The sequence below is a fragment of the Marinomonas pontica genome (genome assembly GCF_036322735.1).
In the GTDB taxonomy this organism is placed as follows: Bacteria; Pseudomonadota; Gammaproteobacteria; order Pseudomonadales; family Marinomonadaceae; genus Marinomonas; species Marinomonas pontica.
On sequence record NZ_AP027271.1, the window covers coordinates 2,747,597 to 2,760,986 of the forward strand.

The window sequence follows — 13,390 nt, forward strand, 5'->3', positions numbered from 1 at the left end:
CTCTTTTATCTTCTTTATTCCGGTGAAGAAAAGTGCATATGAAGTACAGGCTGTCCCTTGGGAGACCAATAAAAAAAGGGCCATAATTGCTTATGGCCCTTTCTCAGTCTTAGCGACGCAGACCTAGTTTTTTGATCAAACTAGTGTAACGAGCTGCATCTTTACGCTTAAGGTAATCCAACAATTTACGACGTTGGTTTACCATGCGGATTAGACCGCGACGAGAATGATGGTCGTGGATATGAGCTTTAAAGTGACCTTGTAGACCTTCGATGTTCTTAGTCAACAATGCTACTTGAACTTCAGGAGAACCTGTGTCGCCTTCCGCTACTTGAAACTCTTTAACCAACGCTGCTTTTGATTCTGCAGACAATGCCATAATCTTAATCTCCAAATTAATATGCTATTAAAAGTAAAGGATAGCCGAGCATATTTTCAGTCATCCTAGAACCACAAGTTTAACACTCTTTTTAGCAGAACTCACTGCTATTTATAAAGAGAACTCACTGGTATTAACCAATCTATAAGGCCGAATAAAAGCACCTTTAATCTGCCCAAGGCCCAAGAAGCGCTGCGAGCCACGATCGTACATTCGTATGATGGTTTCGTTCTCTAAAGAAACTGTATTTGGAATGGTTCTACCAAACATCATATTTACGGTATCGGCTTCAGGTAAATCCACTTTTTCAAAGTGCTCAATCGCCGTATCCATTGGCATTAAATAAGCATCTAGTGCGTCATAACCTTGCTCAGCAATGGCCTCAAACTCTTCAAGTGACATCATCTTTTCAGGCAAATACCCCGCCGTCGAAATACGATGCAATGAGTGAAGGTGTGCTCCGCAACCCAGTGCTTCACCAATATCTTCGCCTATGGTTCTGATATAGGTACCTTTTGAACACCGGATATCAAGCGTCAGCGTATCTTCTGTTCTTGAAACTAGAGTGAGATCAGAAATCGTAACTTGACGACGTTTCCTTTCAATGACAATCCCTTGACGAGCATATTCGTACAAAGGACGACCTTCATGTTTTAACGCCGAATACATAGGCGGAATTTGTTCAATTTCGCCACGAAATCCATCCAGAATGTCTTCAAGAGATTTATCGCTCAGGGTCGGGACTAACTCTTCAGTTAACACCTCACCTTCTCGATCTCCTGTTGTCGTGCGCTTTCCCAATTGAATGCACGTAAGGTAACGCTTATCCGCATCCAATAAATATTGAGAAAACTTTGTAGCCTCACCAAGACACAATGGCAACATTCCGGTTGCCAAAGGATCAAGCGCCCCAGTATGTCCTGCTTTTTCGGCTTGATAAAGACGACGGACACGCTGCAACGCTTGGTTCGAACTTAAACCTATCGGCTTGTTCAGTAGAACGATACCGTCTACTGAACGCCATTTTGCTTTAACCATACGAATTTATTACTCGTCTTCGTTACCGTTTTTCGTCTCATCATCACGAATTGCTTCGTCGATCAAAGCAGACATACGCGAGCCATTAACCACACTCTGGTCATAATGGAAACGCAAATGCGGCATAACACGAAGTTTTACTTCTTGTGCTAAACGACGACGCAAGAAACCTTTTGCACTGTCTAGTGCTGCTTGGTTCTCTGCCAATACTTCTGGCTGGTCATCTTTGCCTAATACGGTGTAATAAATATCCGCATAGCCTAAATCTTTTGCTACACGTACTTCGTTGACAGTAACCAACCCTAAACGAGGGTCTTTCACTTCAAACTGGATTAAGGACGCCAGCTCCTTTTGGAGCTGGTCACCAATCCGACTAGTACGACTAAATTCGCCTGCCATGATCTTGCCCTATTAAAGCGTACGCGCTACTTCGACAGTTTCAAAAACTTCGATCTTATCGCCTACTTTGACATCGTTGTAATTCTTCACACCGATACCACATTCCATACCACGGCTTACTTCATTTACCGCGTCTTTGAAACGACGTAATGATTCAAGCTCACCTTCGTAAATAACAACATCATCGCGCAATACACGAATTTGCTTACTACGGTAAACCGTGCCTTCAATAACCATACAGCCAGCAATCAAACCAAACTTAGGTGAACGGAATACATCACGTACTTCTGCAGTACCTTTAATGTCTTCACGAAGATCTGGTGACAACATACCGGACAACGCAGATTTCACGTCATCAATGATGTTGTAGATAACGCTGTAGTAGCGAAGATCAATGCTTTCTCGCTCAATAAATTGCTTAGCAGAGTTATCTGCACGCACGTTAAAGCCGAAGATAACTGCATCAGAGGCCAATGCCAACGTCGCATCCGTTTCTGTGATACCACCAACACCGCTTGATACTACGTTTACTTTCACTTCGTCTGTATTCAAATCAGTCAATGACTTGATCAAAGCTTCAAGAGAACCACGTACGTCGGCTTTAAGAACAACGTTTAGTGTGCGCACTTCGTCTTTGCCCATTTCAGAGAACAAGTTCTCCAATTTAGCGGAGTGTTGACGAGCAAAACGTACTTCACGGTATTTACCTTGACGGAAGTTAGCCACTTCACGCGCTTTACGCTCGTCAGCCACTACGATGAACTCTTCACCCGCTTCTGGCGTACCATCAAGACCAAGGATCTCAACAGGAATAGAAGGTCCAGCAGAAGCAATTGAAGCACCATTTTCATCCAACAGAGCTCGTACACGACCCATTTGCAAACCAGCCAATACGATATCGCCTTTTTTCAGCGTACCATTTTGAACCAACAAGGTAGCAACAGATCCACGTCCACGATCAAGACGAGCCTCAACAACCACACCTTTTGCCGGAGCACTTGGTACAGCGGTCAATTCAAGTACTTCAGATTGCAGAAGAACCGCTTCTAACAACTCTTCAATACCTTCACCCGATTTAGCCGATACACCAACGAACTGAACGTCACCGCCCCACTCTTCTGGTACCACTTCCTGCGCGACCAATTCGTTTTTCACACGATCAAGGTCGGCGCCTTCTTTGTCGATCTTAGTAATGGCAACAACCATAGGAACAGCAGCAGCACGAGCATGCTGAATGGCTTCAATTGTTTGCGGCATTACACCATCGTCTGCAGCACATACAAGAATAACGATGTCCGTTGCTTTCGCACCACGAGCACGCATAGAAGTAAACGCGGCGTGTCCAGGTGTGTCTAAGAAACTGACCATGCCATGTGGTGTTTCAACATGGTAAGCGCCGATATGCTGAGTGATGCCACCGGACTCGCCCGCAGCAACGCGAGTGGTACGAATGTAATCAAGCAAAGAGGTTTTACCATGGTCAACGTGCCCCATTACCGTCACAACAGGTGCGCGTTTGATCGCCTCACCTTCGTAATCGATAGCTTCGATCATGTCGTTTTCAACAGCATTTTCGTCGATAAACTTAACCGTATGACCCATTTCTTCAACGACAAGTGTCGCAGTATCACGGTCAATGGTTTGGTTAATGGTCGCCATTGCGCCCATTTTAAACATAACTTTGATCACTTCAGCGCCTTTTACTGCCATTTTCTCAGCAAGGTCTGCAACAGTAATACTTTCCGGCAAAGCCACTTCGTGAATCATTTTAGCCGTAGGCTTTTGGAAACCATGCTCTTGTTTAGATGGCTTCTTATTTTTACGACCCAATTTGCCGCGACGAGTAAACTCATCTTCGTCATTCACATTAACTCGCGTTGTACGCTTGTTATCTGGATTAACGCGACCACGCGGTTTATCTTTGTCGTTGTCGTGTCTAACTGGTCCCTTTTTGCCTTTAGGGGCAACCGTTGATTTTTTGCTGTCCATCGCTGGTTGAGACGTTTTTTTCGATGCTTTAGGCTGCTTCGGTGATTCCACGGGTTCTGCCGCTCCTATATCGGAAACATAGTGCTCCGTATCATTTACCGCGCCAGCGTCCGCTACGACAGTACTTACCGCTGCTTCTTGACGCGCTTTTTCTTCGGCTTCAGCTTTGGCTTTAGCCGCCTTCTCTTCTTCTAGCTTACGCTCAGCTTCAACGCGAGCTTTCTCTTCAGCTAAACGCTCTTGCTCTTCGGCCAGTCGCTTCGCTAACAATTCTTCCTGCTTTTGAGCTTCTTCGTCAGCATCATCACGCTTAACATAGGTGCGCTTTTTCTTTACGGCTACGTTAACGGCTTTGCCACCATCGCCACGGGACAGAGTGCTTGTCGTTTTACGCTGTAACGTAATGCGTTGACTGCTATCGCTTTCTTCACCGTGCTGACGTTTTAAATGATTCAACAACGTTTGTTTTTCAACTTCAGAGACTTCTTGGCCTTCACTTGTTTGAGGTAGACCAGCATCTTTCATCTGAGCCAGTAGCTTATCGACTGGAGTGTTTACCAGCTCGGATAGTATCTTTACGGTTTGAACTGTCATTAAGTTCCCCCTTATGTACTCAGATTTTATTCAGATTCAGCAAACCAAGGTGCACGCGCCGTCAAAATGAGGCTAGCCGCACGCTCTTCTGTCATACCTTCAACATCAAGCAATTCATCAACGGATTGTTCTGCTAAATCTTCCATAGTAATAACACCCATGGAGGCAAGAACAAGTGCCAAATGATTGTCCATGCCATCCATTGCTAACAAATCAGCAGCAGGTTTAGCATCGTCTAGTTGCTCTTCAGCTTGAAGGGCTTGATTCAATAGAGCCTCTTTTGCTCGAGAACGTAATTCGTTCACCAAATCTTCATCAAATCCGTCAATATCTAACATTTCTTCCATTGGGACATACGCCACTTCTTCTAAAGAAGTGAATCCCTCATCAACCATTTGAATCGCTAAATCGTCATCAATATCCAAACCTGAAACAAAGATATCGATTAATTTTTGTGATTCTTCTTGTTGCTTCGCTTCTGCGTCTTCGCTGGTCATCACATTCAAAGACCAACCAGTTAAAGCGGATGCCAAACGAACATTCTGGCCGTTACGACCAATCGCTTGCGCAAGGTTGTCACTTTTCACTGCAACATCCATAGAATGGGCGTCTTCATCAATAACGATAGAATCAACTTCTGCTGGTGCCATAGCATTAATCACCAACTGGGCTGGATTATCATCCCAAAGCACAATATCTACTCGCTCGCCGTTCATTTCATTTGAAACAGCTTGGACACGCGCACCGCGCATACCAACGCACGCACCGATAGGATCAATACGACGATCGTTTGTTTTAACTGCGATTTTTGCACGAAGACCTGGATCACGAGATGCGCCGCGAATCTCAATAACTTCTTCAGAGATTTCAGGCACTTCAAGACGAAACAGTTCAATCATGAAAGCAGGATCATTACGTGACAAAATCAGTTGCGCACCGCGGCTGTCATCTCGAATTTCAAGCAGTAATGCACGAATACGATCGTTCATTCTAAAGCTTTCACGAGAGATCAATTGATCTTTTGGCAATGACGCTTCTGCATTTTCACCTAGATCAATAATCAAACTATCACGAGTGACTTTCTTCACTTGACCGTGAACCAGCTTGCCTACTTTTTCTGTGTACAAGGCCACCATTTTAGCACGTTCAGCTTCACGCACTTTTTGAACAATGACTTGCTTTGCGGTCTGCGCAGCAATACGACCAAAAGCCTCAGACTCAACTTCTTCTTCGTATACTTCACCAATACCCACACCTAGGTTTTGTTCTTCAGAATCGTCTATTGTTAATTCAGATGCTGGCGCTGAGTAGTCTTCATCAGCAACAATGTTCCACTGACGGTAGGTTTTATAATCACCCGTGCGCTGATCAATGGAGACACGAATCAATGCGTCTTCTTCAAAACGGCGTTTGGCAGCACTAGCTAAAGCAATCTCAACAGCTTCGAAAATAACTTGTTTCGGAACATCTTTCTCGTTGGATACGGCTTCTACTACCAAAAGAATTTCTTTGCTCATCCTTTTAGCCTCTCTTCAAGGTTAATTTTAAAATTGTGGAACAACATTTGCCTTATCAATCAAATCGATAGGCAACAAGTATTCTTCTTGATCAACGCGAATGACAACGTCTTCACCTTCGATCCCCATTAGCTGTCCTTTAAATTTGCGGCGCCCATCAAAAGGCACACGTAGACGTAAAGAAACAATAGATCCGATATACGCTTGGTACTGAGCCAAACCAAATAAAGGACGATCTAAACCTGGGGAAGACACCTCTAAGTTGTATTCGCCCGTAATGGGATCTTCAACATCCAAAATAGAGCTGACTTGGCGACTGACTCGGGCACAGTCTTCAACATCAATGCCTTTTTCAGCATCTGTTTCTATATAAATACGAAGCACAGAATCTTTACCAAGCGATAAATACTCCATCCCCCAAAATTCAAACCCTAAACCTTCAACGACTGGTCGAATAAGTTCTTCTAAAATCGTATATTTAGCTGACAATCGTTTTCTCCGAAAACCAATTTTTTGTAAAACGCAGAAACAAAAAACGGGCTCAAGGCCCATTTTATTAAAACTTAGCGCTAGTGTGCAGATAATAAAAAACCCCATATAGGGGCTCTTAGTACTCACACCAGCTTACGCTGAGAGAGCATCCTTCATAATGAAGGCTGTCAATCCAGACAAAAACACCAAGAGCGAACTGTTGCGAACTCCAAAAAGGAAAACCCTAAGAAAACGTTACTCCTCTCAGGCAAACCAGATCACTCTGCATCAATATGAACACATCATACACAAAATATGACATCAATTCAATATTGGTGCGGATGGGGGGACTCGAACCCCCACGAGCATAGCTCACCACCCCCTCAAGGTGGCGCGTCTACCAATTCCGCCACATCCGCAAACCCTAACCAGACATCACAAGACGCCTTTTAACGCAAAACCTTACTCTGTTACAGGAAGATCGGACGTTGTTTTCTTTTTGTCACCCAATTCAGGCAAGGCTACCGTTTCTTCAACTTGAGGCGCTGAAGGAACAAAATCAAGAGCCCCTGAAACACTTTTCGCTTGTTCGCTGGCAAAAAAAGCCAAACCAAAACTAGTCAAAAAGAATATTAGTGCAAAAAGTGCCGTCATTTTTCCGAAGAAACTACCGCCACCTTGACTACCAAATACAGTTTGGGACGCACCACCACCAAAAGAGGCACCTGCATCCGCACCTTTACCTTGCTGCAACAAAACTAACGCAATAATCACTACTGCCGCCAGTACATGCAAAACCAAAATAAGTGCTTCCATCAATTAACCTGCTGTTTTTACTATCGCTATAAATTCTTTAGCATCAAGAGATGCACCACCTACAAGAGCACCATCTACATCAGGCATTTCAAACAAAGCCGAGCTGGTTGATGCTTTAACACTACCGCCATATAAGATCTGCACTTTTCTAGCAACAGACTCAGATAACGTTGACAAAAAAGATCTAATTGATTGATGAACGTCTTGTGCCTGCTCGGCACTTGCTGACAAACCTGTACCTATCGCCCAAACAGGTTCGTAAGCGATCACCATCTGTTCAAAGGAGTCAACACCAACACAATCAATCACCGCTTGAAGCTGACGCTGACACACCTCAAACGTTTTATTTGACTCACGCTCTTCTAGGGTTTCACCTATACACAACATTGGAGTCAATCCAAAATCTAAAACCGCTTTAACTTTTGTGGCAACTTGCTCGTCCGTTTCACCATACAAAGAACGTCGTTCAGAGTGACCAAGTAGTACATACTTAACCCCAAAGTCATTCAACATCGAAACAGACACTTCACCTGTATAAGCCCCTTGTTCATGGTTACTCACATTTTGAGCCGCCAGGACAAGAGCACTGTCTGAAATCATTTCAGACACTTGAGACAAATAAGGAAAAGAAGGCGCTATAACCACTTCAGAATCAGAACCACCCATCTCCAAAAGGCCGCCAATCAGTGAAACAATAGACTCTTTAGAGCCATTCATCTTCCAGTTACCAGCAACGATTTTTTGACGAATCATATCCTAACCCCTAAATTCGAGGCGCCCATTCTATGGAATGGACGCTTTGGTTTCAAGCATTTATTTTTATTAGGAACACATTAAAGACGTTTTAAGCATCTACCTTTGACGCCACAACCGCTTTAACTTCTTCCACTAAATATTCAACAAGCTCATCCACAGTTTTATCATCACGCCCTTCGACCATCACCCTAATCAAAGGCTCAGTACCAGACGCCCTTAATAAGACACGACCTAAACCATTTAGGCGCTCATTGGCAACCGCTATGGCTTTTTGCAAAGCTGGCTCTTCATTCGGCACAAAACGCTTTGCCACTCGAATGTTTTTAAGTTTCTGAGGAAATTTAACCAAACCTGCTAAAAGCTCGTCGAGCGCCTTACCCTCTTCTATCATTGCTCGAAGAACCTGAAGCGCAGCAATAATACCGTCCCCAGTGGTGGTAATAGAGCGACAGACAATATGACCCGAAGGCTCACCGCCTAACACCCAACCATGCTGCATCAGCTTTTCATTGACATAACGATCCCCAACAGCCGCCCGACTAAAACCAATACCGGTTTCAGAAAACGCCAATTCAAGACCAAAATTACTCATGAGCGTACCGACAACACCACCACTAAAACGGCCAGTGCGCATCAAATGATTAGCAATAATATACAAAATATCATCGCCGTCACGCACAACTCCATGTCGATCAACAAGAATTAGGCGATCGCCATCACCATCGAGCGCAATACCTAAATCAGCTTCCTCCGCCAACACATTCTTGCGCAACAATTCAGGCTTAGTCGCACCACTAAATTCATTAATATTAAGACCATCAGGGTTGATCCCGATAGAAATAACTTCTGCACCCAGTTCAGAAAACACACGAGGCGCAACGTGATAAGTCGCCCCATCAGCGCAGTCAACAATGATCTTCAAGCCGCTCAGCTGCAGGCCAATTGGGAAAGTCCCTTTACAGTATTCAATGTATCGTCCTGCGGCGTCATCAATACGTTTCGCACGCCCAATCATACTGGACTCAACCACTTCCATTGGCTGTTCCAAGAAATACTCAATGCGCTCCTCAATTTCGTCTGAAATCTTTCCACCTTCAGCCGAAAAAAACTTAATCCCATTATCAGTATAAGGGTTATGAGATGCACTAATCACGATGCCAGCACTGGCACGAAAAGTCCTTGTCAAATAAGCAATCGCAGGCGTTGGCATGGGACCAACAAGACGAACATCCGCACCAGCCGCCACGATGCCTGATTCGAGCGCAGACTCAAACATATAGCCCGAAATACGAGTATCTTTACCAATTAAAATTTTCTTATCATGCTCTTTAAAAACTTGACCTGCCGCCCAACCAAGCTTAAGCATAAATTCCGGCGTAATTGGCGTTGTACCTACCTTACCTCGAATACCATCCGTACCAAAATACTTACGCATTAACTTTCTCCCTCAATACGAGACATTAACGCCAGCATGTCTACATGCGGCCTAACATCATGAACTCTGAATATTCGAGCACCTTTTAAATAAGCTGACGCATTCGCTCCCATTGTGCCGTACAATCGATCCTCAACAGGTCGCCCCAACACATCACCAATCATGGTTTTTCTAGATAGGCCAATAAGCACCTCAAAACCAAGCGATTTAAACCGTTCGGTATGGCGTAGCAACGCCAAATTATGCGACAACGTCTTGCCAAACCCAATTCCAGGATCCAAAATCACACGAGCCCGATCAATTCCGGCCGCTTCACATTCGTTCACTCTCGAGATCAAATAATCAGCAACGTCATCAACTACAGACGCGTAGTCAGGTTGCTCCTGCATCGTTTGAGGCATCCCTTTCATGTGCATCAAACACACTGGAAGATTCGTTTCAGCGGCAGCCAATAATGCACCATCACGCTCAAGCGCGCGAACATCATTAATCAACCCCATACCTAGCGCAGCCGCCCCCCGAATCACTTCAGGCGTACTCGTATCGACCGACACAATGATATCAAACTGATTTTTAATTAATTCGACAATTGGCATCACCCGATCTAATTCTTGCTGAGTTGAAACAGGGGCGGCACCAGGGCGCGTAGACTCACCGCCAACATCGATGATACTTGCCCCCTCTTCGATCATTCTTTGCGTCTGACGCAAAGCAGCATCAAAAGAATTAAAGGCGCCACCATCCGAGAAAGAATCAGGGGTAATATTTAATATCCCCATAACATGAGGAAGGGATAAGTCTAACGACTTATCCCCAAAAGACATTAACGACATGAAAAAACCATATCAAAAATTAACCGTTCGAAATCACTCACCCGTTGATTTAGGCGAAGCTTGATCAGAGGACACTTCAGCATCTTCTGCTTTCACGCCATCATCAGATGAAACAACCTCATCCACTTCCGTCGCATCAGCGGCTTTTTGCGCTTTTGCACTTGGATCAGACCAACCTTCAGGTGCTGACGGCTTGTTGCCATCCATAATTTCTTTAATCTGCTTAGCATCAATCGTTTCATACTGCATTAATGCTTCAGCCATCACATCCAATTTTGAACGGTTTTCAACCAAGATAGTTGTCGCTTTCTCATAACAGCGGCTAATAATATCTTGCACTTCAGCATCGATAATTTTGCCCGTCTCTGGTGAGAAATAGTTTGCCTTACTACCCGTTGGCCCTGAAATGTAACCACCGCTATTGTCATCTTCTTCGTAGGCGAATGGACCTAATTTTTCAGACAAGCCCCACTTAGTGACCATGTTACGAGCAATGCTTGTGGCACGCTCTATGTCGTTTGATGCGCCAGTAGAAACACCATCAAAGCCGTGAATCATTTCCTCTGCAATTCGTCCGCCATACAAGCTACAAACTTGACTTTCAAGACCGCGTTTACTGATGCTGTACTTGTCCTCTTCCGGCAAATACATTGTCACACCAAGCGCACGGCCACGAGGAATGATAGACACCTTATAAACAGGATCATGTTCAGGCATCAAATAACCAATGATTGTGTGGCCAGCTTCATGGTATGCCGTATTCAATTTTTCTTTATCGCTCATCACCATGGTTTTACGCTCAGCGCCCATGAGGATTTTATCTTTCGCTAACTCCAACAGCTCCATGTTCACTAATCGACGATTAGATCGAGCCGCAAACAACGCCGCCTCATTCACTAGATTCGCTAAGTCGGCACCAGAAAAACCTGGCGTACCACGCGCAATGTTTTTTGGTTCAACATCATCATCGCAAGGAACTTTACGCAAATGCACTTTTAAAATCTGTTCACGGCCACGAATATCTGGCAAACCCACTGTTACTTGGCGGTCGAAACGACCGGGACGCAATAATGCAGGGTCTAATACATCAGGACGGTTTGTTGCCGCAATAACGATAATCCCTTCATTACCTTCAAAACCATCCATTTCTACCAATAGTTGGTTCAAGGTTTGCTCACGCTCATCATTACCGCCGCCCATACCGGAACCACGATTACGACCTACGGCGTCAATTTCATCAATAAAGATGATGCATGGTGCGTGCTTTTTAGCTTGCTCGAACATATCACGAACACGCGATGCCCCCACACCAACAAACATTTCAACAAAGTCTGAACCTGAAATGGTAAAGAACGGCACTTTTGCCTCACCAGCAATGGCTTTAGCCAATAGCGTTTTACCTGTACCTGGAGGCCCGCACATCAAAATACCGCGAGGAATTTTACCACCTAAACGCTGAAATTTACTTGGCTCTCGTAGAAAATCCACCAACTCTTCAGTGTCTTCTTTTGCCTCATCACAACCAGCCACATCTGCAAAAGTGGTTTTAATCTGGTCTTCAGGCAACAGGCGAGCTTTGGACTTACCAAAAGACATCGGCCCCCCCTTACCACCGCCACCACCTTGCATCTGGCGCATGAAAAACATGAAAATGGCAAGAATAAGCAGAATAGGAAAACTCGCTACCAACAACTGAGTCCAAATACTCTGCTGCTCAGGCATGCGGCCTTCAACGATGACGTTATTACTTAACAGGTCATCCATGATTTTAGGGTCGGCTGCCGCTGGACGCACAGTATCAAACGTATCACCACTGGTCCGGCTTCCGCTGATGGTATAACCATCCACAATTACTTTGGCTATTCGGCCATCCTGAACCTCTTTCACAAACTCTGAATAAGAAATTCGATTTGTGTCAGACGTCGTATTAAAGTTATTAAACACAGTCAGCAGTACAGCCGCTATCACCAACCACAACAGTATATTTTTCAGCATATCGTTCAAGAGCACACCTCTAAACGGTTATTTAAAATGTCTCTGGCAATCATACCAGAACATATCCCATTAACCCTTATATTGTCTTCCTAATAAGTAAACTTCACGACTTCTTGCGCGCGACGCATCTGGCTTACGCGTTACAACAGACCCAAACTGAGCCCGCATGGTTTTCAGATAATCTTCAAACCCTTCACCCTGAAACACCTTCACCAAAAAGTTACCTCCTGGTCTCAGCACTTGAGCCGCCATATCTAACGCAAGCTCCACAAGATACATAGCTTGAGGCTGATCAGAAGAACTATTACCACTCATATTGGGGGCCATATCTGAAATTACAAGATCAGCTTTCTCATCTCCAATTTCCGCCAAAATAGCCTCATACACTTCTTGTTCCGTAAAATCCCCCTGAACAAAACGAACTCCAGGCAATGGGGCCATTTCTAAAATATCAGAAGCCACAATCGTGCCATGATCTCCTACCAATTTTGCCGCCACTTGCGACCAACCACCAGGAGCCGCACCAAGATCAACAACACGCATTGCCGGCCGGAACAATTTGTCCTTATCGTTTATCTCTATCAGCTTATAACTTGCTCTAGAGCGATAACCATCTTGTTGGGATTTTTTGACATACGGATCGTCAAAATGTTCCTTCATCCAATTATTACTACTTTTTGATCTTGCCACGTTTTCATCATACCTAAATCAGTCAATATTCCGCTATAATATCGCTTAACCTCTTAAGCCTCCAATAAAGAGGGTCAACTAATATGAGAAAATTTGACTATGAGCCTTACAAACGCCCAAAAAAAGCAATATCGCCTAATCGGCCACGCGCTAAATCCAGTGGTTATGATTGCGGGCAACGGTTTAACTGAGACTGTACTAACAGAAGTAGACCGTGCACTAGAAGATCACGAACTAATCAAAGTCCGCATCAGCATTGCTGATCGCGAAGTTCGCACCGCATTGATCGAAGAAATCAGTAAAATCATGAAATGCGAAACGGTTCAAACCATTGGCAAAGTAGCGCTTTTTTACCGCGCCGCATTAGAGCCAAACCCAAAACTTTCGAACCTTCTTCGCTAAACCTCGCGATGAGATAGTCTTTTTTGAACAAAAAACAGACTATCTCTAAACTCTTCAAAATAATGGCCGATATCTT

General features: G+C 44.4%; 13 protein-coding genes and 1 tRNA gene. 1 reads left to right on the top strand and 13 read right to left on the bottom strand.

Translation table 11 applies throughout. The features are described 5' to 3' along the window. Positions 1–109: 109 nt before the first annotated feature. The 13 genes from rpsO to rlmE all read right to left on the bottom strand — a co-directional run bounded on the left by rpsO (position 110) and on the right by rlmE (position 12,912). Positions 110–379 (bottom strand): 30S ribosomal protein S15, encoded by a 270-nt coding sequence (gene rpsO, locus AABA11_RS12965; RefSeq protein WP_012068748.1) that lies wholly within the window; start codon positions 377–379, stop codon positions 110–112. 111 nt (positions 380–490) lie between these two features. After that, positions 491–1,417: a tRNA pseudouridine(55) synthase TruB gene (gene truB, locus AABA11_RS12970; RefSeq protein ID WP_338268570.1), complete on the bottom strand. Its 927-nt coding sequence runs from the start codon at positions 1,415–1,417 to the stop codon at positions 491–493. Between the two features lie 9 nt (positions 1,418–1,426). Continuing rightward, entirely contained in the window at positions 1,427–1,816 is a 390-nt protein-coding gene (rbfA, locus tag AABA11_RS12975) for a 30S ribosome-binding factor RbfA (RefSeq protein WP_012068746.1), read from the bottom strand. Between the two features lie 12 nt (positions 1,817–1,828). After that, positions 1,829–4,399, bottom strand: a complete 2,571-nt coding sequence (gene infB, locus AABA11_RS12980; protein ID WP_265729880.1) for a translation initiation factor IF-2 — start codon at positions 4,397–4,399, stop codon at positions 1,829–1,831. A 26-nt stretch (positions 4,400–4,425) separates the two neighbouring features. After that, a complete protein-coding gene (nusA, locus tag AABA11_RS12985; protein WP_265729879.1) occupies positions 4,426–5,916 on the bottom strand; it encodes a transcription termination factor NusA in 1,491 nt (496 codons plus the stop codon). Between the two features lie 27 nt (positions 5,917–5,943). Continuing rightward, a complete protein-coding gene (rimP, locus tag AABA11_RS12990) occupies positions 5,944–6,405 on the bottom strand; it encodes a ribosome maturation factor RimP (RefSeq protein WP_265729878.1) in 462 nt (153 codons plus the stop codon). A gap of 315 nt (positions 6,406–6,720) precedes the next feature. Continuing rightward, positions 6,721–6,806: transfer RNA gene (locus tag AABA11_RS12995), tRNA-Leu, on the bottom strand. Positions 6,807–6,849: 43 nt separating this feature from the next. After that, positions 6,850–7,203 (bottom strand): preprotein translocase subunit SecG, encoded by a 354-nt coding sequence (gene secG, locus AABA11_RS13000; RefSeq protein ID WP_265729877.1) that lies wholly within the window; start codon positions 7,201–7,203, stop codon positions 6,850–6,852. Positions 7,204–7,206: 3 nt separating this feature from the next. Further along, positions 7,207–7,956, bottom strand: coding sequence for a triose-phosphate isomerase (gene tpiA / locus AABA11_RS13005; RefSeq protein WP_338268576.1), 750 nt, complete (start codon positions 7,954–7,956; stop codon positions 7,207–7,209). Positions 7,957–8,047: 91 nt separating this feature from the next. Then, positions 8,048–9,394 carry a phosphoglucosamine mutase gene (gene glmM / locus AABA11_RS13010; protein ID WP_338268578.1) on the bottom strand — a complete coding sequence of 449 codons (1,347 nt, stop codon included), beginning with the start codon at positions 9,392–9,394 and terminating at the stop codon, positions 8,048–8,050. Then, entirely contained in the window at positions 9,394–10,227 is an 834-nt protein-coding gene (gene folP, locus AABA11_RS13015) for a dihydropteroate synthase (protein ID WP_338268580.1), read from the bottom strand. The genes glmM and folP overlap by 1 nt, the downstream gene beginning before the upstream one ends. 33 nt (positions 10,228–10,260) lie before the next feature. Beyond that, positions 10,261–12,222: an ATP-dependent zinc metalloprotease FtsH gene (gene ftsH, locus AABA11_RS13020; RefSeq protein ID WP_479481451.1), complete on the bottom strand. Its 1,962-nt coding sequence runs from the start codon at positions 12,220–12,222 to the stop codon at positions 10,261–10,263. A gap of 69 nt (positions 12,223–12,291) precedes the next feature. Next, positions 12,292–12,912, bottom strand: a complete 621-nt coding sequence (rlmE, locus tag AABA11_RS13025; protein WP_265729873.1) for a 23S rRNA (uridine(2552)-2'-O)-methyltransferase RlmE — start codon at positions 12,910–12,912, stop codon at positions 12,292–12,294. 99 nt (positions 12,913–13,011) lie between these two features. Here rlmE and AABA11_RS13030 point away from each other — a divergent pair, with 99 nt between their 5' ends. After that, positions 13,012–13,314 carry a YhbY family RNA-binding protein gene (locus AABA11_RS13030; RefSeq protein WP_265729872.1) on the top strand — a complete coding sequence of 101 codons (303 nt, stop codon included), beginning with the start codon at positions 13,012–13,014 and terminating at the stop codon, positions 13,312–13,314. Positions 13,315–13,390 lie beyond the last annotated feature (76 nt).